This is a genomic window from Mesorhizobium sp. P3_B5, from assembly GCF_056402815.1.
The window spans coordinates 641,731-667,207 of the sequence record NZ_JBFUGR010000002.1; the positions used below are offsets into that span (position 1 = coordinate 641,731).

The window sequence follows — 25,477 nt, forward strand, 5'->3', positions numbered from 1 at the left end:
ATGGAGGAATGGAAGTTCGAAGACCCACCCAATGTCGCGGTGTTGTCGGACAAGAGCATATTTGAACGTGGCGACTGGATCGCATACGTTGTGCACGAAGCTGACGACGACGACACCTACAACGATGAAGGTGGCAGTTGGCAATTTCATAGCAGCGACACTCGAGATTGGGACGAACGCGAGATAATGCTCGTCGGCCTGCAAGAGGTCGTTCGGTTGGATGAAAGCATCCTTGCCTTGGCCGATTTGCCAAAAGGCTGGCATGCCTGGCGCACCTCAAGATCGTCGCCGTGGCAGCGCGCCAAATCGCGCCCCGAACCCTCCAACGACAATGAATGATGCGGCAGAGCTTTAAGCTGGGCCTTGCACCAGTTCGCCGTTCTCAGAAATAGGCGGTTCTTCCTGGCCTTTCGGCTCCTTGATCCGGAACCACGCGACATAAAGGGCCGGCAGGAACAGCAGCGTGATCGCCGTGCCGGCGATGATGCCGCCCATCATGGCGTAGGCCATCGGCCCCCAGAACACTTCGCGCGCAATCGGGATCAGAGCCAGGCTGGCGGCGGCCGCCGTCAGCGCGATCGGCCGCATGCGGTGCTCGGTCGCCTCGATCACGGCCGCCCAGCGGTCCTTGCCCTCGCGCACCAGATCCTCGATCTGCACGATCAGGATGACCGAGTTGCGGATCAGGATGCCGATCAGCGCCAGCACGCCGAGGATGGCGACGAAGCCGAGCGGCGCGCCGCTCGGCACCAGGGACGCGACCACGCCGATCAGGCCGAGCGGCGCCACCGCCACGACCAGGAACAGGCGCTGGAAGCTTTGCAGCTGGATCATCAGGATGGTCGCCATGACGAACAGCATCAGCGGCACCACGGCGGCGATCGGTCCCTGGCTTTTGGCGCTTTCCTCGACCGAGCCGGCGGTTGCGATCGAATAGCCCGGCGGCAGCTTGGCGATGAAGGCGTCGACCGATGGCTTCAATTCGTTGACGACGGTGGCGGGCAGCACGTCGCCGACCAGGCCTGCGCGCACGGTGATCGTCGGGATGCGATTGCGTCGCCACACCGTCGGCTGTTCGAGGTCGTAGCGGAAGTTTGCCACCGCCGCGAGCGGGATCGCCTCGCCATTCCCGGTCGGCAGCTGCATGTTCTGCAGCGTGTCGATCGAACCGCGTTCAGCCTCGCGCGAGCGGGCGATGACGTTGATCAGGTAAGTGGCGTCGCGCACCTGGGTGATGGTGGCGCCACCTACCGTGCTGTTCAGCGCGCTGGCGATGTCTGAGGAGGTGATGCCGAGCTGTCGCGCCTTGTCCTGCAGCACGTCGACCCTGAGCACGCGCTGTGGCTCGTTCCAGTCGAAAGTCGGTGCCGCCAGCTTCGGATTGACCGAGATCAGGCCAGCGAACTGCTGTGCCAGTTCGCGTACCGTCTGGATGTCGGGGCCGCCGACGCGGTATTGCACCGGGCGGCCGACCGGCGGCCCAAGTTCAAGCGGCTTGACGAAGGCGTCGGTGCCGATGAATTCCTCGCGCAGCAGCTTCTCCAGCACCGGCTTCAGCCGGTTGCGCGCCTCGATGCTCTTGGTGACGATGACGGTCTGGCCGAAATAGGGATTGGCCGGCTGGACGTCGAAGGCAAGCAGGAAACGCACCGCGCCCTGGCCGATATAGGAGCTGAAATGGTCGATATCGGGATTGCCGGCCAGCGCCCGCCCCTCGAAACGCTCGATCTGGTCGCGGGTCTCGGTGATCGACGAGTTCTGTGGCAGGTTCCAGTCGACGATCAGTTCCGGCCGGTCCGATGGCGGAAAGAACTGCTGCTGCACGAGACCGAAGCCGGCTATCGAGCCGGCAAACAACAGCACGGTGGCGATGATGGTCAGCCAGTGATGACGCACCGAGCCCAGGAGCACGCGCCGGAACAGGCTGGTGAAGCGGCCGGGGTTATCGTGATGCTGCTGCTTCATCGTCGCCGGCAGGATGGTGACGCCGAGCAGCGGCGCAAACAGCACCGCGACGATCCATGACACCAGAAGCGACACCGCGATGACGACGAACAGCGTGAAGGTGTATTCGCCGGCGGCGCTGTTGTTGAGGCCGATCGGGATGAAGCCGGCGACCGTCACCAGCGTGCCGGTCAGCATCGGGAAGGCGGTCGAGGTGTAGACGTAGGTCGCCGCCTTGCGCAGCGTGTCGCCGACCTCCAGCCGCGCCACCATCATCTCGACGGCGATCATGGCGTCGTCGACCAATAGCCCAAGCGCGATGATCAGCGCACCCAGCGAAATGCGCTGCAGCGAGATGCCGAGATAGGCCATGACCGTGAAGGTAATGGCCAGCACCAGCGGGATCGACAGCGCCACGACGAAGCCGGCGCGCATGCCGAGGCTGATGAAGGACACGGCGAGCACGATGGCGACCGCCTCGGCCAGCGCCCGGGTGAAGCCCGAAACCGCCTCCTCGACGATGACAGGCTGGTCGGCGACCAGATGCACGCCGACGCCGACGGGCAGATCGGCCAGCACCTCGTCCATTTCCTTCTCGAGTGCGGCGCCGAATTCGAGCAGATTGGCGTTGGGCTTCATGCCGATGGCCAGCCCGATTGCATCCTGGCCGTTGAAGCGGAACAGCGCCGTCGGCGGATCGGCATAGCCGCGCCGGATCGTCGCCACGTCGCTCAGCCGGAAGAAGCGGTCGTTGACGCGCAGATTGATGGCGCGCAGGCTCTCCTCCGAGGTGAACTGGCCGCCGACGCGTACGCTGACGCGCTCGGGGCCGGATTCGACAACGCCCGACGGCGTGATGGCGTTCTGCGCCTGCAGGCTCGCCACGATCGCCTGCTGGTTGAGGCCGAGTGCGGCGATCTGGCGGGTCGAGAATTCGAGATAGATGGCTTCGTCCTGGGCGCCGACCAGATCGACCTTGCCGGCGTTCGGCACGGCCAGGATCCTGGTCCTGACGTCCTCGACATAGTCGCGCAACTGGCGCGGCGTCAGCCCGTCCGAGGTGAAGGCGTATATATTGCCGAAGACATCGCCGAAGCGGTCGTTGAAGAACGGCCCCTGCACGCCTTGCGGAAATTGCGGCGCGATGTCGTTGACCATGTTGCGCACCTGGGTCCAGTTTGGCACGACATCGCGCGCCTTGGTGGTGTCCTTCAGGTTGACGAAGATGACGGTCTTGCCCGCAGTGGTGACCGAGCGGGTGAAGTCGAGGCTGTCCAGTTCCTCCAGTTTCTTTTCGATGCGGTCGGTGACCTGCCGCACCGTCTCGTTGACCGAGGCGCCCGGCCAGTTGGCCTGGATGACCATGGTCTTGATGGTGAAGGCCGGATCTTCTTCACGGCCGAGATTGAGATAGGCAAAGACGCCGGCGACGACGAAGACCAGCATGAAGTACCAGACCAGCGAGCGGTGGTTGAGCGCCCAGTCGGAGAGGTTGAACCCCTTCATGTCGCCCCTCCTTGCGGGATCTTGACCTTCTGGCCCTCCACCAGGCTGTGGACGCCGGCGGTGACGACGCGCATCCCGGCCTCGAGGCCTTCGGCGACAATGAAGGTGGCAGCACCCTTGGCGGTGACCTTGATGTCGCGCGAACGCACGCTCGACGTCTGCTCATCGACGATCCAGACCTTGTCGGCGCCATTCTTCTCGAGCAGCGCCGACAGCGGCAGTTCGATCGTCGGTGCAACCGTGGCCACGCGTGTCGCCGTCACCGTCGAACCCAGCCGGAATGCCTGCGGCGGATCGGTCAGCGTCAGCCGGACGCGGCGGGTCCGCGTCGAACCTTCGGCTTGCGGCGCGATCTCACGCAATTTGGCCTCGGTGTGGATCGTCGGCAGCGATTGCAGAATGATGTCGAACGACGTGCCGGCTGAGAGGTCGTCGGTTAGCTGGTCGGGAATATCGACGACCGCGTCGCGTAGGTCCGAACGCGCCACGGTGACGACGGTCTGGCCGGGCGAGACGGTCTGGCCGACTTCGGCACCGACAGCTGTGACCACACCGTCGAAATCCGAAAACAGGCGGGCATAGCCGAGTTGCTCCTGCGATTTGGCAAGTGCTGCCTTGGCCTTTTCGACGCCGGCTTCGGCCGCTTTCCTGGCTTGCTGCGCGGCATCGAAGACGGCCTGCGAGGTGTTGGCGGCGGCGAGCAGCTGGCGCTGCCGCTCCTCGCTGGCGGCGGCATTGGCGAATTGCGCCTCGGCGTTGGAGAGTTCTGCCTTGGCCGCCTGGACGGCCAGTTCCAGCGCCGTCGGATCGAGTGCGGCGATCGTCGTTCCTTTGGTGACGATGTCGCCGACCTTGACGTCACGGGAGACGATCCGGCCAAGCAGGCGGAAGGCGAGATCGGCGCTGAATTGTGGCTCGACCGAGCCGGCAAAGCCGAATGTCTGGCTGGTTTGCGGTTCGATCACCACTGACAGAACCGGCCGGATGATCTCGGGCAGCTTCTCCTGCGACTGCGAGCAGGCGGCGAGCCACCCGAGCGTAAGCAGGCCAAGCAAGGCAGGGATGCGCGGCAGCCGGCTCATTGTCCCGCTCCCGATATCTCGACCGTCTGGCCGGGGCTGAGCAACTGGCCGCCTGCGGTGACGACGCTTTGTCCGGCCTCCAGTCCCTTGTCGATGACGACGATACCGGAATCGAAGGCCAGCACATTGACCAGTGCCGTTGCCACTGCCTTGGTCGACGCATCGACGACCCAGACCGCCGGCTTGCCCTCGCTCGAGGTCAGCGCCTGCCAGGGCAGGATGACGGCTTTCGACGGCTTGGCGCTGACCGAGCCGATGACCGCCGCGCCCAGCGGCATGCCGGCGGGTGTGTCGGGAATGGCGATCTTGACCCGGATCGAACCCGAAGCCGGATCGACCGCCGGTGCAATTTCGCGCACCTTGCCCATCGCCTTGACCTGCGGGTCGGACAACAGGGTGATGGTCACCGCCGGCGATGGCGGCGTCTTCGCGACCAGGGTTTCCTGCACATTGAACACCGCATCGCGGTCGCCGTCCTCGGCGACGGTGAAGACGGTCTGGGCCGCCTGCACCACCTGTCCGGCTTCGACCTGGCGGGCGGTGATGACGCCGGCGGCACCGGCCCTGAGTTCGGTGAAGGACAGGTTTTCCTTGGCGTTGGAGAGCGCGCTTTGCGCCGCATCGACACTGCCTTGCGCCACCTTCAGCGCCTGGTCGGCGGCATCATAGTCGCGCCGTGTGGTGAACCCCTGGGCAAGCAGCGTCTTCTGCCGTTCGAAGGCCGCGGTGGCCTGGGTCAACTGCGCTTGCGCCGCATCGAGGTCGGCCTGGGCGGAGCGCAAATCGGATTCCTGTTCCTGCGGATCGATGCGGGCAAGCACGGCGTCCTTGTCGACATGCTGGCCGACATCGACAAGCCGTTCGGCGACACGGCCGCCGACCCGAAACGACAGATTGTTCAGCGTGCGCGCCGCGATCACGCCGGTCAGCGAGGTCCTTGGCGCATAGTCAGCCACCGTCACTGTTTCGGTGCGCACCATGACCGGCAGTTTTTTCGCGGCCGCCTCCTGCTTCTGACAGCCGGCCAGAAACAAACTCAATGCACAGGCCAGAAGGACGGGAGCGGCTGGAAATGACAAAGGGTTGGAAGGCTGCGGGGCGGACGATGTCGCGTTCCTGCTCATGGATCCCTCATCAGCCTGTGACGCTCGTGACCGGCGAGCTGTCGCAGACGACTGGAAGGATAATCGATCCCAAGGAAAAGGGAACCTGTGTCGTACGTGTATCGGTCGACTGGTTGAGAACTGGACGGCAGGCCCAATGGCCCGGCGATGGTGCCGACTTGAGGAAAACGTGAAATAAGGTCAGAAGAGGTCTGGAGCAGCTACCAACGAGAACGGGCGCCGACCCGGCGAGGACGAGACATGAAGAATTCAGCCATTTCCGAACGCAAGAACCAGTCGATTTCGCGCGGCGTCGGCATGACCACGCAGATCTATGCCGATCGCGCCGAGAATTCAGAAATCTGGGATGTTGAGGGACGCCGCTACATCGACTTTTCGTCCGGCATCGCCGTCGTCAACACCGGCCACCGCCATCCCAAGGTGATCGAGGCTGTGAAGGCGCAGCTCGACCGCTTCACCCACACCTGCCACCAGGTGGTGCCTTACGAGAGCTATGTGCGGCTGGCCGAACGGCTGAACGCCATGCTGCCCGGCAAGTTCGACAAGAAGACGATTTTTGTCACCACCGGTGCCGAGGCGGTCGAGAACGCCATCAAGATCGCCCGCAACGCCACCGGCCGTCCGGCGGTCATCGCCTTTGCCGGCGGCTTCCACGGCCGCACCTTCATGGGCATGGCGCTGACCGGCAAGGTCGTGCCCTACAAGGTCGGTTTCGGCGCCATGCCGGCCGATGTTTTTCACGCACCGTTCCCGGTGCCGCTGCATGGCGTCTCGGTCGCCGATTCGCTGGCCGCACTCGACCGCCTGTTCAAGGCCGATGTCGACCCGGCCCGTGTCGCCGCCATCATCCTCGAGCCGGTGCAGGGCGAGGGCGGCTTTTACGATGCGCCGCGTGAATTCATGGTGGCCCTGCGCAAACTTTGTGACCAGCACGGCATGCTGCTGATTGCCGACGAGGTGCAGACCGGTTTTGCCCGTACCGGCAAGATGTTCGCTATGGATCACCACGACGTGGCGGCCGACATCACCACCATGGCCAAGAGCCTGGCCGGCGGCTTCCCGCTGGCGGCGGTCACCGGCCGCGCCGAGATCATGGATGCGCCTGGTCCTGGCGGGCTCGGTGGTACCTATGGCGGCAGCCCGATCGGTGTTGCCGCGGCACATGCGGTGCTCGACGTGATCGAAGAGGAAAAGCTCTGCGACCGCGCCAACACGCTGGGCGCGCGGCTGAAGCAGCGGCTTCAGTCGATCCGCGACGACGTGCCCGAGATTGTCGACATCCGGGGCCTCGGTTTCATGAACGCGGTCGAGTTCAACGACGTCAAGAAGGGCCTGCCGTCGGCCGAGATCGCCAATGCGATCCGGCTGAAGGCGCTCGACAAGGGCCTGATCCTCTTGACCTGCGGCGTCTACGGCAACGTCATCCGCTTCCTCGCCCCGATCACCATCCAGGACAACGTCATGAACGAGGCGCTTGATATTCTGGAAAGCTCGATCCGCGAAGTCTGCGCTGCCTGAGCCGCGACCCCAACCTCCCCCTTGTGGGGAGGTCGGACCGAAGGTCCGGGTGGGGGTCGGTGCCGCACCCCCGCCCCGCTGCTTCGCAGCGACCCTCCCCACAAGGGGGAGGGTAAGCGCATCTAGCCCGCAGCCCTAGCCCGTTCATCCTGCTGAAACGCCGCCAGTGCAGCCTTCAGCCCATCAGGGCCTTCTGCTACCGTCTGCGGCGTTGGCGAGAAGCCGGCGCCGAGCATCTTGCGGCCAAGCATGTGATCGCCCGGGCGATTGACCGATTCAATGCCGAGCAGCCGGTCTCCGGCATAGTGATAGATCGAGAATTTGTTCTCGCCCAGATCGCCCAGCACGACATGGCTGTCGCCGCCCGACGTCAGCCCGACCATCTGCAGTTTCATGTCGCCGATATCCGACCAGAACCAGGGCACCGCCGCAAAGGCGTCGGCATGGCCGAGGATGGTGCGCGCCGCAAGCCGCGCCTGGTCGGTGGCGTTCTGCACCGATTCCAGCCGCACGTCCGCACCGGTGAACCAGTGCCGGTAGGAGGCGGCGTCGCCGATGGCGAGGATTTCCGGCAATGAGCTGCGCATCTGCTGGTCGACGCGGATGCCGTTGGCAATGGCGATGCCGGCGGCCTCAGCCAATTCGACATTGGGCACCACGCCGATGCCGATGATGATCATTTGCGCCGGCAGCCGCTCGCCACCGGATGTGACCGCAGCCGAAACACGGCCGTTCTCGCCTTCCAGCCGGGCAATGGTGGTGCCGGTGAGGATACGCACGCCCGTCGCCTCAAGCCGTTGCCGCACATGGCTGGCGGTGACCGGCGCCACCGCCCGGCCAAGCAGCCGGTCGACGGCTTCGACCACGGTCACCTTGCGGCCGGCCGCTTTCAGGGTGGCTGCGATCTCCAGTCCGATGAATCCGCCGCCGAGAATGACGACATCCTCGCTGTGCGCGCTGAGCTCCCGGATCAGCCGCGCATCGGCGATCGAACGCAGCGACACCACGCCGGAAAGGTCGGAACCTGGCAGCGGAAGAAGACGCGGCCGCGAGCCGGTCGCCAGGATCAGGCGGTCAAACGGCAGCGCGCCGCCGCCTTCAATCTCCAGCTTGCGGCCACCGGCGTCGATGCGGTCTATGCGGATGCCCGGCCGGTAGTCGATGGTGCTGCCGGTGTAGAAGGCCTCGCCGCGCAATGGCTGCGGTTTTGCCTCCGGATCCTTGATGAAGGTCTTCGACAACGGCGGCTTGTGATAGGGCAGCTCGTTCTCGTCACCGATGAGGATCACCGGCCCGTCATAGCCCTCCTCGCGCAGGCTGGCGGCCGCTTGCACGCCCGCATGCCCCGCACCGACTATGACCACACCGTTCTTCATCGCAGCCCAAATTCCTCAACCGATTCTAGGACGTCTGGCCAAGTGGCGATTGTCTGCCGCCGTCGCAAGAGCCCCGGTCCGGGTCGCACCCGGGATGGCCACCTGTCAATCGCCGCGTTCCTGAACCGTGCAATGTGCGGGGCGGTTAAAGTTGACAGTTACAGTTTAGAATAATTCTAAACTGTTGTTTCAATTGATTTTTCTTGTCCGTGCCGGTTGACTTCCCGCCCCGCCGCCGCTTTATGGGAGCCTCGCGCAGCAAGCGCATCCCTTTGATGTCTGGGCCTTGAACCCTTTCGATTGGAGGCATTTCGGTGTCTTTCTTTAGCAAATCGCGCCCGTGTCGCGGCCTCTTTTTCGCCCGATGGCAGATGCATGCCGCGGCGCCGATCATCCATTGCTGCGCCGTCGGCGCCGACATTTCACTGAAATTCCTGAGGAGACGACAATCATGAGAGCGATGATCACGGCACGGTATGGCTCAAGGCTTGCTGCGATCGGCGCCACGGCACTGCTGACGGCGGCAGTGTTCGTGCTGCCGGCTAAGGCGGAAACCGATGCCAAGGCGGTCATCAAGACCTATTCGGACATCGCGCTCGCCAAATACGAGGATTCGCTGACCACGGCGCAGGCGCTCGACACGGCCGTCGATGCGCTGCTTGCCAAGCCTTCGGTGGAAACGCTGACCGCCGCGCGCGAGGCCTGGAAGGCATCGCGCATCCCCTACCAGCAGACCGAAGTCTACCGTTTCGGCAACAAGATCGTCGACGACTGGGAAGGCAAGGTGAACTCCTGGCCGCTGGACGAAGGCCTGATCGACTATGTCGCCAAGAGCTACGGCACCGAGTCCGACGCCAACGCGCTCTACACCGCCAATGTGATCGCCAACAAGTCGATCGAGATCAACGGCAAGAAGGTCGATGCCACCAACCTGACGCCGGAATTCCTGTCCGGCACGCTGCAGGAGGCCGGCGGCATCGAGGCCAATGTCGCCACCGGCTATCACGCCATCGAATTCCTGCTCTGGGGCCAGGACCTGCGCGGCACCGGCCCGGGCGCCGGCGAGCGGCCCTACACCGACTACGATCTTGCCAATTGCACCGGCGGCAATTGCGACCGCCGTGCGCAATATCTGAAGTCAGCGAGCGACCTTCTGGTTTCCGACCTGCAGGAGATGGTTGGCAACTGGAAGGACGACGGCGCCGCCCGCAAGAACCTCGTCGATGGCGAGCCGAACACTGCCATCGCGGTGATCTTCACCGGCATGGGCTCTTTGTCCTATGGCGAACTGGCCGGCGAGCGCATGAAGCTCGGCCTGTTGCTGCACGATCCGGAAGAGGAGCATGACTGCTTCTCCGACAACACCTATATCTCCCATCTCTATGACGCCGTCGGCATCCGCGCCGCCTATCTCGCCAGCTACACGCGCCTCGACGGCACCGTCGTTTCGGGCCCTTCGGTGCACGACATGGTGAAGGCCACCGATCCGGCGCTCGACAAGGAACTGTCGGACAAGCTGGATGTCTCGGTCGCCAGGATGGAGGCCATCAAGGCCCGCGCCTTGGCCGGCGAGGCCTATGACCAGCAGATCGCCGAGGGCAACGCGCAAGGCAATGCCACCGTGCAGGCGGCAATCGACGCGCTGATCGACCAGACCAAGTCGATCGAACGCGCCGTTGGCGCCCTCAAGCTCAACAACATCGCTTTCGAGGGTTCCGATAGCCTCGATGCACCGGACAAGGTGTTCAAGTAAGGTCTGACCAGGAAACAAGCCACACGGTGCGGAGGAGCGCGCCGTCAGCCAGAGCAAGTCGATGCTGATCTGCCATTGCAACATCATCACGGAGAAGGAAATCGAGCAGACGATCGTCGCGCTGCTCGATCAGGACCCCTGGCAGCTCATCGTGCCGGCGAAGATCTATCACGCCATGCAGAAGCGCGGTCGCTGTTGCGGCTGCTTCCCAAATGTGGTCGAAACGATCATTCGGGTCACCGAAAATTACCACGCCCGCTCGGAGGCGAGCGGCGTGGACATCGTTTCACATCTGGATCGCGTCAGAGGCCTACGCGTCCAATACGGGAGCAGAACCCATGAAAGGCGAAAAGCAGGTCATCGAGCGGCTTAACGAAGCGCTGTTTCTGGAGCTTGGGGCGGTCAACCAATACTGGGTGCATTTCCGCCTGCTGGAAGACTGGGGATACGCCAAGCTGGCAAAAAAGGAACGCGCTGAATCGATCGAGGAGATGCACCATGCCGACCGGCTGGTGGCCCGTATCATCTTCCTCGAAGGACATCCGAACCTGCAATCCGTGGCGCCTTTGCGCATCGGGCAGAACGTCAAGGAAGTCCTCGAATCCGATCTTGCCGGCGAGTATGACGCGCGCACCGCCTACAGGCGCTCGCGCGAGATCTGCGAAGAAGCAGGCGACTACGTGACGATGAAACTGTTCGAGGAATTGCTGGCCGACGAGGAAGGTCACATCGACTTCCTCGAGACGCAACTCGATCTGCTCGCCTCGATCGGCGAGGAAAAATACGGCCAGCTCAACGCGGCATCGGCCGACGAAGCGGAATAAGGACATGCGGGAATGCGGCGCCCCTTAGACATTCTGCGCCGCTTACGGCAGGCCGACCTCGGCCTGCCGCCCCAGAAAAACCCGCGACACCAGATGTTTCGCGGCGTATCGCTTGCCGTCGTGGTGACGCTGACGGCTTCGGCCCAGGCCGGCGCGCCGGAACCGGTGGGCTTTGCCGCCAGCCGCACGGACCTCACGCCGAAAGACCTGGCGCGCGTCATTGCCGTCACCCGGCCGACCACAGATTTCTCCAAGCCCGAGCCATTCGAGCTGATGCAGGGCGGCGCCGGCACGTCGAGGAAGGGCGTCGACAGGGACGCGTTCTCGCAATCCGCCGCCAACATCACCTTCGAGGAAGAGGGCACTTTCAAGCTCGGCAATGCGCTTTTCCGCAAGAACTGGGTGTCGTCGCCGTCGTCGACGCAAGCCTCGGACGGGCTTGGCCCGCTGTTCAATGAGCGGGCCTGCCAGAACTGCCATCTCAAGGACGGCCGCGGTCATCCGCCGGAGGGCGATGCCGGCACCACCTCGATGTTCCTGCGGCTGGCGCGACAAGCGAGCAGCGCGGAAGAGAAGGCCGAGATCGCCGACCAAAAGGTGCTCAATTTCCCCGACCCGGTCTATGGTACCCAATTGCAGGACTTGGCCGTTCCGGGCCTGCCGGGCGAAGGCAAGATGCATGTCGACTATCGGGAAGAGCAGGTGACGCTCGGCGACGGCAGTGTCGTTTCGCTGCGCAAGCCCAGTTATTCGGTCGACAATCTGGCCTACGGGCCGCTCGATCCGCACACCACACTGTCGCCGCGCCTGACGCCGCCGATGATCGGGCTCGGCCTGATCGAGCAGATCGCTGCGGCCGACATTCTCGCCAACGCCGAACCGGACGACCGCAACAATGACGGCATTTCCGGCAGGCCCAACATCGTGCGCGACATCAGGAGCGGTGCGCTGACGCTCGGCCGTTTCGGCTGGAAGGCGCAGACGCCGTCGATCCGCGAACAAGCAGCGGATGCTTTCGCCGGCGACATCGGCATTTCGACGCCGGAAGTGCCTGATCATTGGGGCGACTGCACCGCAGCCGAGCAGAAATGCCTGGCCATGCCGAACGGCGTGCAAAAACGCCTCGGTCCGGTCGAGGCACCACCGCCGATCATGGATCTCGTCACCTTCTATTCGCAGAACCTTGCCGTGCCGGCGCGGCGCGACGTCGACGCGCGCCAAGTGCTCGCCGGAAAGAAGATCTTTTACGACATCGGCTGCATTGCCTGCCACACGCCGAAATTCGTCACCCGTCGCGACACGCCCAACAAGGCGCAGGCCTTTCAATTGATCTGGCCGTATTCCGACTTTCTGTTGCATGACATGGGGCCTGATCTCGCCGATGGGCAGGCCGTGGGCGACGCCACCGGCAGCGAATGGCGCGCGCCACCGCTATGGGGCATCGGCCTGACCCAAACCGTCAACGGCAACGCTTTTTTCCTGCATGATGGGCGCGCTCGCAGCCTTGATGAGGCCATCCTGTGGCATGGTGGCGAGGGCCAGAAGGCGCGCGACCGCTTTGCCGCCGCCAATGCTGCCGACCGCGATGCGCTGGTCAAATTCCTGGAGTCACTCTGATGTTGAAGCGTTCTGCGCTGGTTCTCGTTCTTCCGCTGGTTCTGTTCGGGGCCTTGCCCGCATCCGCGACGGTGAAGGCCTCCGAAATCATCCAGCGGGCGATCGACGGCTTTGTCCGCCCGGCCTATGCCGGCTTGCATGACCATGCGGGACGTTTGACCAAGGCAATGCACACGCTGTGCGACGCGGCCTCGCAAGCCGATCTCGATGCGGCACGCGCCGAATTCTCGGCCACGGTCGAAGCCTGGTCTTCCGCCGAAATCATCGGTTTCGGGCCGATCAAGGAGAACAACCGGCTGGAACGCATGCTCTATTGGCCGGATCGCAAGAGCATCGGCCTCAAGCAGGTCCAGGCGGCATTGGCCGGCAAGAATCCGACCGCCACCGATCCGGCTCAGCTGGCCGGCAAGAGCGTCGCCATGCAGGGCCTGGGCGCGTTGGAATTCGTGCTCTACGGCGACGGCGCCGAGACGCTCGCCGGCAAGGACGATCCCTATCGCTGCGCCTATGGCGCGGCGGTCGCCGGTAACATCGAAACCATGGCCGCCGATGTCAGCGACGCCTGGAACAGACCGGATGGGTTTGCCGCGCTCTGGGCCAATCCCGGACCGCAAAACGCGCTCTACCGCGATGGCACCGAAGCGGTGACCGAACTGGTCGGTGTCTTCATCAATGAGCTGGATATGGTCCGCGACGTACGCCTGAAAGGCTTTCTCGGCGGTAAGCCGGAAGCCGACAAACCCAGGCAGGCGATCTATTGGCGCTCGCAAAACACCGCCACGTCACTGGCTGGAAATCTATCCGGCATCGATACGCTATTCCAGGCCTCGCAACTGGGTGACGCGCTGCCGGAAGATGCGCGCTGGATCGCGGACTCGATCCATATCCAGCTGGTCAACGGCGTCGCGACCGCGAAGTCCATCCAGGGTCCGATCGACAAGGCGCTCGCCGATCCGGTGCTGCGTGACAAACTCGACCATTTCGCGCTGATCACTTCGAGCCTGTCGACACTGATCGGCACCAGGCTGACCGCCGAATTCGGCCTGACCGCCGGCTTTTCCTCGCTCGACGGGGACTAATCATGAGGACGCCGCTGATCGACCGCCGCGATTTCCTGAGGGCCGCAGGTGCCGGCTTTGTGGCAGCTATGGCGCCGTCGGCGTGGGCAAAGACGCTCGATGCCGATGCCATCTTCGCCACCGCTTTCGTCAAGCGCGACGGCAGCTATGGCGCGGCGATCCTCTCCGATTCCGGCAAGGTGCTGCATGCGATCGACCTGCCCGATCGCGGTCATGACGTCACCTTCGATCCGGTGTCGAAGCGCTCGGTGGTCTTCGCCCGGCAGCCCGGCACCTTCGCCGTGGTCTTTGACCACACCGGCCGCGATAAGCCGCAGACCATCGCCAGCATCGCCGGCCGGCACTTTTTCGGCCATGGCGTGTTCTCTGGCGATGGCGCGCTGCTCTACGCCACCGAGAATGATTTCGACAATGCCGCCGGGGTCGTCGGAATCTATGACGCACGGGCCGAATTCAACCGCATTGGCGAGTTCCCGACCTACGGCATGGGCTCGCACGAGCTTTTGCTGCTGGGTGACGGCAGGACCTTGGCCATTGCCAATGGCGGCATCGAAACCCATCCGGATTTCGGCCGCGCCGAGCTCAACATCGCGACGATGAAGCCGTCCTATGTGCTGGTCGACCGCGTCACCGGCGATCTCATCGAAAAGCATGAATTGCCGGCTGCACTTCACCAGCTGTCGATCCGTCACATGGATGCCGATCAGTCCGGCACCGTCTGGTTCGGCTGCCAGTACCGCGGGCCGGGCACCGACCGTCCGCTGCTGGTCGGCCGCGCCGCGCGCGGCAAGGCGTTGCAGCTGCTCGATATGCCGCAGGACGTGCTCTCCGGCTTTCGCAATTACATCGGCTCGGTCGCCGCCAACCCGGCGAGCGGGATCGTCGCCGTGTCCTCGCCGGAGGGCAATTCGCTGGCGGTGATCGACGTGGCCAGCGGCCGCATCGTCGCCACCCGGTCGCTGGCCGAGGTCTGCGGCGTGGCGCCCGACAAGGCGAGCTTCATGGCAACCACAGGCGCCGGCGAGATCGTCGAAGCCGGCGGCACCACACGCTCCGAACCAGACTATGTCTGGGACAAGCATGTGCTGCGTATTGAGCAGACGGCATAGGCTGGCCTGTCGCCCTGGCAAAACAAGCCGCTTAACGATTTATGCACTATCCCCTTGCGGTCACGGGCCATGGCGGGCACAGGGAATTGTTTCTCGAACCGGCCGCCTCATGAAGTTGCTTGCCATCGACTGTGCCGCCTCTCTCTGTGCTGCCTGCGTCTACGACGCGGCGGCCGGGAAGGAGCTTGGCCGCTCGGTGCTCGACCTCGGCAAGGGTCATGCCGAGCATCTGATGGCCGTCATCGATACGGCGTTGAAGGCCGGTGGAACCGACTTTGCCGGCCTCGGCGCCATCGCCGTCTCCATCGGTCCCGGCTCCTTCACCGGCCTGCGCGTCGGCGTTTCGGCGGCGCGCGGCCTGGCGCTGGCGCTGAAAATCCCGGCGATCGGGGTGACGACGCTGGAAGGGCTCGCTGCGGAAGCAGCAGCTGGATTTCCCGGCCGCGCCGTGTTCGCCGCGCTCGATGCCGGGCGCGAGGAGATCCATGCAGCGCTTTACGATGAATTGTCGGTTTTGCGTTATGGTCCTGACGTGACCACGCTCTCGCAAGCCGCCACCATGGCGGCGGACAAGTCTCCGGTCCTTGCCGGTACCGCTGCCATGCAGATCGCCGCGACCGTCGGGCACGCCCTAGACATCGGTCCAACGGCTGCCACCGCCGACATCGCCGTCTACGCACGGCTCGCCGCCGCCAAGGGCGAGGGCGAAAAGCCGAAACCGCTCTATCTGCGCGGCGCCGACGCGAAGCCGCAGGCCGGCTTTATTCTGGCGAGGCAGGACCATGATCCCGAACCGAAGGACCGCGCTAGCGAAAAGTGGGACCCGGTTTTCGGAAAAGATCATGGTCCAAAGGGAAACAAGTCCTAATGCGCATTCCCTTCCTCCAGCCGCGCCGTAGGGACTATGCGCTCGAACCGCTGACCATTGCCGACAGCCCGGCGGTATCGGTTCTGCATCGCGAGGATTTCGTGCGACCGTGGACCGATGGCGAATTCGCCGCATTGCTCGAGCAGGACACTGTGTTCGGCTATGCCGCGCGCGAGACCGGGCACGGCTCCAAGCCGCCGGTCGGCTTCGTGCTGGCGCGGCTGGCGGCCGGCGAGGGCGAGATCCTGACCGTCGCGGTGGCGCGATCGCATCGCCGCCAGGGGCTCGGCTGGCAATTGATGGACGCCGTGCTGCGCGAACTGCACGCGCAGCGCGCCGAAGCGCTTTTCCTCGAGGTCGACGAGACCAACGTCGCCGCCATCGCGCTCTACCGGCGGCTCGGCTTCCGTGAGGTCGGCAAGCGCGCCAACTATTACAAATCGCCGGAACACGGCCCGACCGGCGCGCTTGTCATGCGCCGCGATCTTCGCTAGCAGAGCGCGGGCAGGGCCAGGGCGAATGATCAAGAAAATCCGGATTTTCCTGGCGCTGGGCCTCGTTGTCGTCAGCTCGCTGATCCTTGTGCCGCTGCAGATCCTGTCGATGAAGACCGGGATTTGGCCCGAGACGTTCATCCTCAAGATCTGGCACAGGATCATCGTCAGGGCGCTCGGCATGCGCATCCATGTCAAAGGCACGCTGTCCAACCAGCGCCCGCTGCTGGTGGCGTCCAACCACATCTCCTGGACCGACATCATGGTGCTGGGCTCGATGGTCGATGTAAAATTTATCGCCAGGGCCGATATGGAAGGCTGGCCCCTGATCGGCATGCTGTCGAAGCTGCAGCGCACCGTCTTCATCGAGCGCGAGCGCAAGCGTTCGTCGGGCGATCAGGCGAGCGAGATCGCCAACCGCATGGCCAAGGGCGATGCCATGGTGCTGTTTGCCGAAGGCTCGACCGGCGATGGCAATTTGCTTTTGCCGTTCAAGAGCACGCTGTTCGGCGCCGCCTCGATGGCGCTCGCGGAAGGCGCAGTCGACCAGGTGTTCATCCAGCCGGTGGCGATCGTTTACACGCGCCTGCATGGCGTGCCGCTCGGCCGCCGGCACCGGCCGATTGCCGCCTGGATCGGCGACGAGGACCTGATGCCGCATCTCAAGGTGTTGCTGGCCGAGGGCGCTCTCGATGTCGAGGTGCATTTCGGCGAGCCGGTTCCCTTCTCCAAGGGCTCGAACCGCAAGGAAACGTCGAAGCTGATGGAAAGCCAGGTGCGCGCGATGATGCAGGCGGCACTCGCCGCGCCGCGGCCGAGCCGGTAGTTCCAAGCCGCTCCGGGCAAAAGCGTCTGTTTTTTGTCACCAAAAGGCGTTAGAAGCCGCCGGATGGATTTGAACACGATAGAACGCGACGACATTGCCACGGCGGCCGAAAGCGCGGTCACGCCGGCTGCTGCAACCAGGAAGGTCTTCGTCAAGACCTATGGCTGCCAGATGAACGTCTATGACTCACAGCGCATGACCGATGCGCTGGCCGCCGACGGCTATGCGGCGACGGATGCCATTGGCGAGGCCGATCTGGTGCTGCTCAACACCTGCCACATCAGGGAGAAAGCGGCGGAAAAGGTCTATTCCGAACTCGGCCGCATCCGCGAGATGAAGGCCGAACGTGCCAAGGTCGGGCGCGAGATGCTGATCGGCGTTGCCGGTTGCGTCGCGCAGGCGGAAGGGACGGAGATCCTGCGGCGTTCGCCGGCCGTCGATCTGGTCATCGGCCCGCAGACCTATCACCGGCTGCCCGATGTGCTGGCAAGGGTGCGTGGCGGCGAGAAGGTCATCGAGACCGACTACGCCGTCGAGGACAAGTTCGAGCATTTGCCGCAGCCCAGGCGCGCCGAAGTGATCAAGCGCGGCGTCACCGCCTTCCTCACCGTGCAGGAAGGCTGCGACAAGTTCTGCACCTTCTGCGTCGTGCCCTATACAAGAGGCTCGGAAGTGTCGCGGCCGGTGGCGCAGATCGTTGCGGAGGCCGAGCGTCTGGCGGAAGCCGGCGTGCGCGAGGTGACGCTGCTCGGCCAGAACGTCAACGCATGGCATGGCCAGGGCGAAAACGGCGCGGAATGGGGCCTTGGCCGCCTGCTGTTCCGGCTGGCCGAGATTCCCGGCCTTGCCCGGCTGCGCTACACCACCAGCCACCCGCGCGACATGGACGACGAGCTGATATCAGCCCACCGCGACCTGCCGGCGCTGATGCCCTACCTGCATCTGCCTGTGCAATCCGGCTCCGATCGCATTCTCAAGGCGATGAACCGCAGGCATACGGCAAAGGATTACCTGACGCTGCTCGACCGCGTTCGCGCCGCGCGCAGCGACATCGCGCTCTCCGGTGACTTCATTGTCGGTTTCCCCGGCGAGACGGAAGCCGATTTCGAGGCGACGATGCAGCTGGTCCGTGAGGTAAATTATGCCTCGGCCTTTTCGTTCAAATATTCGCCGCGTCCCGGCACACCGGGCGCCGAAATGCCCGATCACGTGCCGGAAGCGGTCAAGGACGAGCGCCTGCAGCAGCTGCAAGCCTTGCTCGTCAGACAGCAGCAGGATTTCGGCACCAGCCTGGTCGGCAGCACCATCGACACGCTGATCGAGAAGCCCGGCCGCCAGGCCGGCCAGAAGGTTGGCCGCTCGCCATGGCTGCAGCCAGTTATTGTTGATGAAAAGGCCGGCGAAATCGGTGACATTATCCAGGTGCGAATCACGAAGACGGGCTACAATAGCCTGTTCGCCGAATTGGCCTGACGGCCTCGGCAGATGAGGAGAGACGGTTGAGCGCTGCTGAAGTGAAGAATCTGCCTCAGAGTTTGACGTCTGGGGCCTCGGATATGGCGCACATCGTTCTGACTTTCGACAACAACAAGCTTGCAAGCGCCCTTTACGGCCAGTTCGACGAGAATCTGGCCCGACTTGAACAAAAGCTCGGTATCGATATCCGCTCGCGCGGCAATCAGCTGACCATCAAGGGGTCCGCTTCGGCAGCCGAGCAGGCGCGCCGCGCACTCGACAATCTCTACGGCATTCTCCAGAAAGGCGTCGATATCGGCCAGTCGGACGTCGATGGCGCCGTGCGCATGGCGATCGCCGCCGACGACCAGCTGACGCTGCCGACGCTGGAGCGCAAGGGCAAGGTGTCCGCCGCCCAGATCTCCACCCGCAAGAAGACGATCTATGCCCGCTCGCTCAACCAGGACGCCTATATGCGTGCGCTGGAGCGTTCTGAACTTGTCTTCGGCATCGGCCCGGCCGGCACCGGCAAGACCTATCTGGCGGTGGCGCATGCGGCGATGCTGCTCGAACGCGGCATGGTCGAACGCATCATTCTGTCGCGGCCGGCGGTCGAAGCCGGCGAGCGGCTGGGCTTCCTGCCCGGCGACATGAAGGAAAAGGTCGATCCGTACCTGCGGCCGCTCTATGACGCGCTCTACGACATGATGCCGGCCGACAAGGTCGAGCGCGCCATTGCCGCCGAGGTGATCGAGATCGCGCCGCTGGCCTTCATGCGCGGTCGCACACTGGCGCATGCCGCGGTTATCCTCGACGAGGCGCAGAACACCACGCCGATGCAGATGAAGATGTTCCTCACCCGTCTCGGCGAGAACTCGCGCATGATCGTCACCGGCGATCCGACGCAGATCGACTTGCCCTCCAACACCAAATCGGGTCTGGTCGAAGCGCTGCGGGTCCTCGACGGCGTGGACGGCGCGGTGACCGTGCGCTTCAACGACGGCGACGTGGTCCGCCATCCGTTGGTGGCCGAAATCGTCAGGGCCTATGACCGCGATGCCAAGCTGGCGCGTGGTCTCGGCGTCGAGAGCTGATGTGACGATGCGGGCTCATGCCTGAAGACTTAAAACCTGGCGACGGGGATTTTTCGGTTCCCGTCGAGATCGACATCTCTGTCGAAGCCGGTGACTGGCCCGATGAGGCAAGCCTGACGCGGCTGGTCGATCGCGCCGTTGCCGCCGCGTTTGCCGAAACCGGTGTTGCGGGGCAGTCCGAGCTCAGCATCGTCTTTTCCGACGATGCCCATATCCGCACCCTCAACGCCGATTGGCGCGGCAAGGACAAACCCACCAACGTCCTGTCTTTCCCGGCTTTTCCGTTCGTTATGGGTGGTCCGTTGCCGCCGATGCTGGGCGACATCGTGCTGGCCGCCGAGACCGTCGCGCGCGAAGCGGCACTGGAAGACAAGCCGGTCGACAACCATATCACCCATCTCGTCATCCATGGCCTGCTGCATTTGCTGGGCCACGATCACGAGACCGATGCCGAGGCAGAGGCAATGGAAGCCATCGAGCGCGCCGCGCTGGCAAGGCTTGCCATTCCCGATCCCTACGCGTAACTACAAAAGACCAAATGACCGGACGACGATGAACGACAAACCAGAAACTGCCGCCCGCCCCGACGCCGGCAGTGCGACCAAGCCTTCCGATACGACGGAAGAGGGCTCGAGTCCCAGTACCACGACCGGCAGCCCCGTTTCTGGCAGCATTGCCAGCGAGCCATCGCCTGCCGGTCCTTCCCTGTTCGACCGTGTGATCGGCCTGTTCCGGCAGCGCAACGGCACCAGCCTGCGCGAGGAAATCGCCGGCGCCCTGGCCGAAACGACAAGCGACGCCGGCGCCTTTTCGCCCGGCGAACGCGCCATGCTCAACAACATCCTGCGTCTGCGCGAAGTGCGCGTCGAGGATGTCATGGTGCCGCGCGCCGACATCGAGGCGGTCGAGATCACCACGACTTTGGGCGATCTGCTCGGCCTGTTCGAACAGTCCGGCCATTCCCGCATGCCGGTCTATTCCGAGACGCTCGACGATCCGCGCGGCATGGTCCACATCCGCGACGTGCTGGCGCACATCACCAAGGTCGCCCGCGTCAAGAAGGGCAGGACATCGAGGAAAGCCCCAGCCGCCACGCTGCTCGACCTCGCCCAGGTCGACCTTGCGCGCACCATCGGTGAGTTGAGCCTGATCCGCCCGGTGCTCTTCGTGCCGCCGTCGATGCTGGCTTCCGACCTGATGGGACGGATGCAGGCGACGCGCACCCAGATGGCGCTGGTCATCGACGAATATGGCGGCACCGATGGTCTCGCCTCGCTGGAAGACATCGTCGAGATGGTGGTCGGCGACATCGAAGACGAGCATGACGATGACGAGCCGATGATCACCCAGACCGGCGATGGCGTGTTCGTCGTCGATGGCAAGGCCGAGATCGACGAGGTCGCCAAGATGATCGGCGAGGACTTTACCGCCGGCGAGCATGGCGAATATGTCGATACGATCGGTGGCATGATCTTCAACACGCTGGGCCGCGTGCCGGCGCGTGGCGAAGTGGTGCAAGCCATACCCGGCTTCGAGTTCCACGTGCTCGATGCCGATCCGCGCCGCGTCAAGCGGGTGCGCATCGTGCAGAGCCAGAAAGGCGAGCGCCGCCGGCGCGCCGTCCGCACCGAGCAGGCGTAAGGAAGCGCCGACCAATGGCGGTCGACGATCCGTTCAAGCACGCGACCCTCGGCTCCGGCATATTCTACAAGGACCCGCGCGCCGCCTTGCGATGGCTTGAGACGGCCTTCGGCTTCGAGCCAAGCATGGTCGTCAGTGATGCCGACGGGAAACTCGTCCATTCCGAAATGCGCTTCGGTGACGGCTATATCATTGTCGATTCCGAATGGGCCGCTCACATCGCCAGCCCGGCTTCGGTGGGCGGCAGGAACACCCAATCGGTCTATATGAGGCTGAAAGACGGCCTGGACGCTCATTGCGAGCAGGCGCGGGCGGCCGGCGCCGACATCGTCCAGGAGCCCGCCGATCAGTTCTACGGCGAGCGGCTGTATCGGGCGCGCGACCCCGAAGGCCATGTCTGGACCTTCACGCAAACCCTACGCTCGGTTCCCCGCGAAGAGGCCGAGCGGGTCGGTGATGTGCAGATCGAGGGTTGGCACCGCTAGATCACATTTAAGCGGTTTGGAGCGCGGACTGCAGCCTGCTAAATCTTCTGCCGTGATTCGCGCGATGTGGAAGCCTCGATGCAGCGCCTTGCCGGCCGGATAATTCTGCTTTGGGGCTGGCGGCGCGCGCTGGTAGCGTTTCTCGCCGGGGCATTGGCGGTTCTGGCCCAGGCGCCCTACGATTTTTTCGCTGTCTGTTTCGTTTCGTTTCCGCTGCTGGTCTGGCTTCTCGATGGCGCCACCGGCGAAGCCTCCGACGGCTGGCTGCGGCGCCTGCGGCCGGCCTTTGCCGTCGGCTGGTGGTTCGGTTTCGGTTATTTTCTCGCCGGCCTGTGGTGGATCGGCTCGGCACTTCTGGTCGAGGCCGACAGTTTCGCCTGGGCCTTGCCGTTCGCAGTCATCGGCATCCCCTTCGCGCTCGCCTTTTTCTATGGTTTCGCCACGGTCGTCGCCCGGCTGCTGTGGAGCAACGACATCGGCCGCATCGCCGCGCTGGCCTTTGGTTTTGCCCTGGCGGAATGGCTGCGCGGCTTTCTGTTCACCGGCTTTCCCTGGAACGCCGTCGGCTATGCGGCGATGCCGGTGCCCTTGCTGATGCAGAGCGTCTCGCTCACCGGCATGATCGGCATGAACGCGCTGGCGGTCTTTGTTTTCGCGCTGCCGGCGCTGCTTGCGGCGCAAAGGCATCTGCGCCTGGGTGCCGCGCTGCTGGTCATTCTTGTCGGCGCCCATGTCGGCTTCGGCTATGTCAGGCTTACCGCTGCGGTCGCGCCTGCAACCCGCACCGTCGATGTCCGCATCGTGCAGCCTGACGTCGATCTCAGCGAGAAGTGGGACGCCTCGGTGCGCGACCGCATCTTCGCCACCCTGATGGGGTTGTCGGCCAAGGCGCCGGAGCCTGGCCACGGCAAGCCGCAGCTGATCCTGTGGCCGGAGACGTCGGTGCCGTTTCTGTTTACCGAGCGCCCGGATGCGCTGACGGCGCTGGGCGAGATGCTTGGGGCCGGCCAGGTGCTGGTTGCCGGCGTCGTGCGCGAGGAGGGCGGCTCGGCGGCGAATGTCAGCAGCCGCTATTACAATGCCGTGGTGGCGATCGACGACAAGGGTGAGATCACCGATGCCGTCGACAAGGTTCATCTGGTGCCGTTTGGCGAATATCTGCCTTTCGCCGACTTGCTTGGCCGTTTCGGCGTCGATCAGCTCGTTGCCGGGCCGATGAATTTCGCCGCCGGCAATGAGCGCCACCCGATCGCGCTGCCCGGCGGCATCCGCGCGCTGCCCTTTATCTGTTACGAGGTGATCTTTCCTGATCTGGTAGCAGTTGACGCTGCGTCAGCCGAGCTTATTGTGAACGTCACAAATGACGCATGGTTCGGCGACACGCCGGGTCCGTACCAGCACTTCAGGCAGGCTCAGATTCGCGCGGTCGAGAATGGATTGCCCTTGTTGCGTGCCGCCAATAACGGCATTTCCGCCGTTGTCGACGCGCACGGACGCATCGTCGACGCTTTGGCCGTCGATGCGCGAGGCGCCATCGACGTGCGGGTGCCGGTCTCCGGACAGGCTCTCGTCTCCGCCGGCCAGAGGCGCATTAACGGAATGCTGATCATGTTGCTGTTTGCCATGATCGCCCTCGCATTGAATGTAAGGCAACGGCTACGGGTGAATTGACAGTCGACACATTAGAAACTCATACTGTACGCGCCTAAAATTTCTCGAAGTCGGTTGGAGGTTCTGTTGGGGCAGTTGGCTCCGGCTTCGTTTGGGCAAGAAAAATAGAAAAAGCCGGAAAAATTCGGCGAGGAAAAAATGACAGAAGAAAACAAGAAAAAACCGAATCCGATCGACATCCATGTCGGAAGTCGCATCCGGCTTCGGCGCAATATGCTTGGAATGAGTCAGGAAAAGCTGGGTGAGAATCTCGGCATCACGTTTCAACAGATCCAGAAATATGAAAAAGGCACGAATCGCGTCGGCGCCAGCCGCCTGCAGGCAATAGCGTCCATACTCAGCGTGCCCGTTGCCTTTTTCTTCGAGGATGCCCCGGGTCAGGAGCCCGTAGGCAATCGCGGATTCGCTGAAGATGCCTCGATGGCTTTCGCCGTCGAATTCTGCGGCAGTCCCGAAGGGCTTCAACTCAACCGCGCCTTCGTCAAGATCGTTGATGTGAAGGTGCGCCGGCGGATCATAGATCTGGTGAAATCTCTTTCCACCGAAGGTGCCGACTGATCCGGAAGCTCGACTGCCGGCGGTGCCATGCCGCCGGTGGTACAAGATATCTGCTGCGACATTCATGCCAGAACTGCGGCACCGCTTGACGAGCGACGCCCGGCACCGCTAACACGTGGCGCGCCAAAGTCGGCAGCTCTGCCGATCCGTTTTCAAGAGGGGACACCCGTGACGCGGCAGAATTACTTCTTTACCTCGGAATCCGTTGCCGAGGGCCATCCCGACAAGGTTTGTGACCGTATCTCCGACGAGATCGTCGATCTGGTCTATCGTGAGGCCAAGAAGACCGGCATGGACCCGTGGAAGGTTCGTGTCGCTTGCGAGACGCTGGCAACCACCAACCGCGTCGTCATCGCCGGCGAAGTGCGTGTTCCCGACACGCTGCTCAAGCGAGACAAGGCCGGCAATATTCTGAAGGACGCGGCCGGGCATTCGGTTGTCAATCCGGCGAAATTCAAGTCGGTTGCGCGCAAGGCGATCCGCGAAATCGGTTACGAGCAGGCCGGTTTCCACTGGAAGACGGCAAAGATCGAGGTTCTCCTGCACGGCCAGTCGCCGGACATCGGCCAGGGCGTCGACAATGCTTCCGACCGCCAGGGCGAGGAAGGTGCCGGCGACCAGGGCATCATGTTTGGCTATGCCTGCCGCGAGACGCCGGACCTGATGCCGGCGCCGATCTACTACAGCCACAAGATCCTCGAATTGCTGGCTGCCGCGCGCCACGAAGGCAGCGGCGACGCCGGCAAGCTCGGCCCGGATGCCAAGAGCCAGGTCACCGTCCGCTACATCGACGGCAAGGCCGCCGAGGCGACGCAGATCGTGCTGTCGACCCAGCATCTCGATGCCAGCTGGGATTCGAAGAAGGTCCGCAAGGTCGTCGAACCCTATATCCGCGCGGCGCTTGGCGATCTGAAGATCGCCGACGATTGCATGTGGTACATCAACCCGACCGGCAAGTTCGTCATCGGTGGACCCGATGGCGACGCCGGCCTGACCGGCCGCAAGATCATCGTCGACACCTATGGTGGTGCCGCACCGCATGGCGGCGGCGCCTTCTCCGGCAAGGACACCACCAAGGTCGACCGTTCCGCCGCCTACGCGGCACGCTACCTCGCCAAGAATGTGGTGGCGGCCAAGCTCGCCGAACGCTGCACCATCCAGCTGTCCTATGCCATCGGCGTCGCCCAGCCGCTGTCGGTCTATGTCGACCTGCACGGCACTGGCAAGGTTGACGAGGCAAAGCTCGAGGAAGCGCTGCGCACGGTGATGGATCTGTCGCCGTCCGGCATCCGCCGTCACCTCGACCTCAACAAGCCGATCTACGCCAAGACCTCGTCCTACGGCCATTTCGGCCGCAAGGCCGGTCGCGACGGTTCTTTCTCCTGGGAAAAGACCGATCTCGCCAAGGCGCTCAAGGACGCGGTTGCCGCCTGATCGGCGGCCGCCACGCGTC

General features: G+C 63.9%; 23 protein-coding genes. 19 read left to right on the forward strand and 4 right to left on the reverse strand.

Annotated elements, in window-relative coordinates; translation table 11 throughout:
- A complete protein-coding gene (locus AC1DVW_RS08025; protein WP_477275489.1) occupies positions 1 to 339 on the forward strand; it encodes a hypothetical protein in 339 nt (112 codons plus the stop codon).
- Between the two features lie 12 nt (positions 340 to 351).
- On the opposite strand, the gene AC1DVW_RS08030 is transcribed toward AC1DVW_RS08025, so the two are convergent.
- The 3 genes from AC1DVW_RS08030 to AC1DVW_RS08040 are packed head-to-tail and all read right to left on the reverse strand — an operon-like array spanning position 352 to position 5,572.
- Positions 352 to 3,450, reverse strand: coding sequence for an efflux RND transporter permease subunit (locus AC1DVW_RS08030; protein ID WP_477322280.1), 3,099 nt, complete (start codon positions 3,448 to 3,450; stop codon positions 352 to 354).
- On the reverse strand, positions 3,447 to 4,532 hold the full coding sequence (locus AC1DVW_RS08035) for an efflux RND transporter periplasmic adaptor subunit (protein WP_477322281.1): 1,086 nt from the start codon (positions 4,530 to 4,532) through the stop codon (positions 3,447 to 3,449). The genes AC1DVW_RS08030 and AC1DVW_RS08035 overlap by 4 nt, the downstream gene beginning before the upstream one ends.
- A complete protein-coding gene (locus tag AC1DVW_RS08040) occupies positions 4,529 to 5,572 on the reverse strand; it encodes an efflux RND transporter periplasmic adaptor subunit (protein ID WP_477322283.1) in 1,044 nt (347 codons plus the stop codon). The genes AC1DVW_RS08035 and AC1DVW_RS08040 overlap by 4 nt, the downstream gene beginning before the upstream one ends.
- Positions 5,573 to 5,896: 324 nt before the next feature.
- Here AC1DVW_RS08040 and AC1DVW_RS08045 point away from each other — a divergent pair, with 324 nt between their 5' ends.
- Positions 5,897 to 7,174: a 4-aminobutyrate--2-oxoglutarate transaminase gene (locus tag AC1DVW_RS08045; protein ID WP_477322284.1), complete on the forward strand. Its 1,278-nt coding sequence runs from the start codon at positions 5,897 to 5,899 to the stop codon at positions 7,172 to 7,174.
- A 122-nt stretch (positions 7,175 to 7,296) separates the two neighbouring features.
- Here the strand turns inward: AC1DVW_RS08045 and AC1DVW_RS08050 are convergent, their stop codons facing one another.
- Positions 7,297 to 8,550 carry an NAD(P)/FAD-dependent oxidoreductase gene (locus AC1DVW_RS08050; RefSeq protein ID WP_477322285.1) on the reverse strand — a complete coding sequence of 418 codons (1,254 nt, stop codon included), beginning with the start codon at positions 8,548 to 8,550 and terminating at the stop codon, positions 7,297 to 7,299.
- Positions 8,551 to 9,010: 460 nt separating this feature from the next.
- Here AC1DVW_RS08050 and AC1DVW_RS08055 point away from each other — a divergent pair, with 460 nt between their 5' ends.
- The 17 genes from AC1DVW_RS08055 (at position 9,011) to metK (ending at position 25,458) form a co-directional block, all read left to right on the forward strand.
- On the forward strand, positions 9,011 to 10,303 hold the full coding sequence (locus tag AC1DVW_RS08055) for an imelysin family protein (RefSeq protein WP_477322660.1): 1,293 nt from the start codon (positions 9,011 to 9,013) through the stop codon (positions 10,301 to 10,303).
- Positions 10,304 to 10,364: 61 nt separating this feature from the next.
- Positions 10,365 to 10,676 carry a (2Fe-2S)-binding protein gene (locus AC1DVW_RS08060; RefSeq protein WP_477322286.1) on the forward strand — a complete coding sequence of 104 codons (312 nt, stop codon included), beginning with the start codon at positions 10,365 to 10,367 and terminating at the stop codon, positions 10,674 to 10,676.
- Entirely contained in the window at positions 10,642 to 11,127 is a 486-nt protein-coding gene (gene bfr, locus AC1DVW_RS08065) for a bacterioferritin (protein ID WP_477241567.1), read from the forward strand. Before AC1DVW_RS08060 ends, bfr begins: the two co-directional genes overlap by 35 nt.
- 12 nt (positions 11,128 to 11,139) lie before the next feature.
- The gene (locus AC1DVW_RS08070) at positions 11,140 to 12,744 is read left to right on the forward strand and encodes a di-heme oxidoreductase family protein (RefSeq protein ID WP_477322288.1); all 1,605 of its coding nucleotides are present in this window, start codon (positions 11,140 to 11,142) and stop codon (positions 12,742 to 12,744) included.
- Positions 12,744 to 13,823, forward strand: a complete 1,080-nt coding sequence (locus AC1DVW_RS08075; protein WP_477322289.1) for an imelysin family protein — start codon at positions 12,744 to 12,746, stop codon at positions 13,821 to 13,823. The genes AC1DVW_RS08070 and AC1DVW_RS08075 overlap by 1 nt, the downstream gene beginning before the upstream one ends.
- A gap of 2 nt (positions 13,824 to 13,825) precedes the next feature.
- Positions 13,826 to 14,932 carry a DUF1513 domain-containing protein gene (locus tag AC1DVW_RS08080; protein ID WP_477322290.1) on the forward strand — a complete coding sequence of 369 codons (1,107 nt, stop codon included), beginning with the start codon at positions 13,826 to 13,828 and terminating at the stop codon, positions 14,930 to 14,932.
- A gap of 109 nt (positions 14,933 to 15,041) precedes the next feature.
- Complete coding sequence (gene tsaB, locus AC1DVW_RS08085) at positions 15,042 to 15,800, forward strand: tRNA (adenosine(37)-N6)-threonylcarbamoyltransferase complex dimerization subunit type 1 TsaB (protein WP_477322292.1); 759 nt, start codon at positions 15,042 to 15,044, stop codon at positions 15,798 to 15,800.
- Positions 15,800 to 16,294, forward strand: coding sequence for a ribosomal protein S18-alanine N-acetyltransferase (gene rimI / locus AC1DVW_RS08090; RefSeq protein ID WP_477322294.1), 495 nt, complete (start codon positions 15,800 to 15,802; stop codon positions 16,292 to 16,294). Before tsaB ends, rimI begins: the two co-directional genes overlap by 1 nt.
- Before the next feature lie 25 nt (positions 16,295 to 16,319).
- A complete protein-coding gene (olsA, locus tag AC1DVW_RS08095; RefSeq protein WP_477241578.1) occupies positions 16,320 to 17,120 on the forward strand; it encodes a lyso-ornithine lipid O-acyltransferase in 801 nt (266 codons plus the stop codon).
- 63 nt (positions 17,121 to 17,183) lie between these two features.
- Positions 17,184 to 18,593 carry a tRNA (N6-isopentenyl adenosine(37)-C2)-methylthiotransferase MiaB gene (gene miaB / locus AC1DVW_RS08100; protein ID WP_477322295.1) on the forward strand — a complete coding sequence of 470 codons (1,410 nt, stop codon included), beginning with the start codon at positions 17,184 to 17,186 and terminating at the stop codon, positions 18,591 to 18,593.
- Between the two features lie 83 nt (positions 18,594 to 18,676).
- A complete protein-coding gene (locus tag AC1DVW_RS08105) occupies positions 18,677 to 19,669 on the forward strand; it encodes a PhoH family protein (RefSeq protein WP_477322297.1) in 993 nt (330 codons plus the stop codon).
- Between the two features lie 17 nt (positions 19,670 to 19,686).
- A complete protein-coding gene (ybeY, locus tag AC1DVW_RS08110; protein ID WP_477322299.1) occupies positions 19,687 to 20,193 on the forward strand; it encodes an rRNA maturation RNase YbeY in 507 nt (168 codons plus the stop codon).
- 28 nt (positions 20,194 to 20,221) lie between these two features.
- Positions 20,222 to 21,310 carry a hemolysin family protein gene (locus tag AC1DVW_RS08115; RefSeq protein WP_477274897.1) on the forward strand — a complete coding sequence of 363 codons (1,089 nt, stop codon included), beginning with the start codon at positions 20,222 to 20,224 and terminating at the stop codon, positions 21,308 to 21,310.
- 14 nt (positions 21,311 to 21,324) lie between these two features.
- The gene (locus tag AC1DVW_RS08120; RefSeq protein WP_477322301.1) at positions 21,325 to 21,795 is read left to right on the forward strand and encodes a VOC family protein; all 471 of its coding nucleotides are present in this window, start codon (positions 21,325 to 21,327) and stop codon (positions 21,793 to 21,795) included.
- 78 nt (positions 21,796 to 21,873) lie between these two features.
- The gene (lnt, locus tag AC1DVW_RS08125) at positions 21,874 to 23,466 is read left to right on the forward strand and encodes an apolipoprotein N-acyltransferase (protein WP_477274894.1); all 1,593 of its coding nucleotides are present in this window, start codon (positions 21,874 to 21,876) and stop codon (positions 23,464 to 23,466) included.
- Between the two features lie 138 nt (positions 23,467 to 23,604).
- Complete coding sequence (locus AC1DVW_RS08130; protein ID WP_477241592.1) at positions 23,605 to 24,024, forward strand: helix-turn-helix domain-containing protein; 420 nt, start codon at positions 23,605 to 23,607, stop codon at positions 24,022 to 24,024.
- Positions 24,025 to 24,192: 168 nt separating this feature from the next.
- Positions 24,193 to 25,458: a methionine adenosyltransferase gene (gene metK / locus AC1DVW_RS08135; protein ID WP_477322303.1), complete on the forward strand. Its 1,266-nt coding sequence runs from the start codon at positions 24,193 to 24,195 to the stop codon at positions 25,456 to 25,458.
- Positions 25,459 to 25,477: the final 19 nt, after the last annotated feature.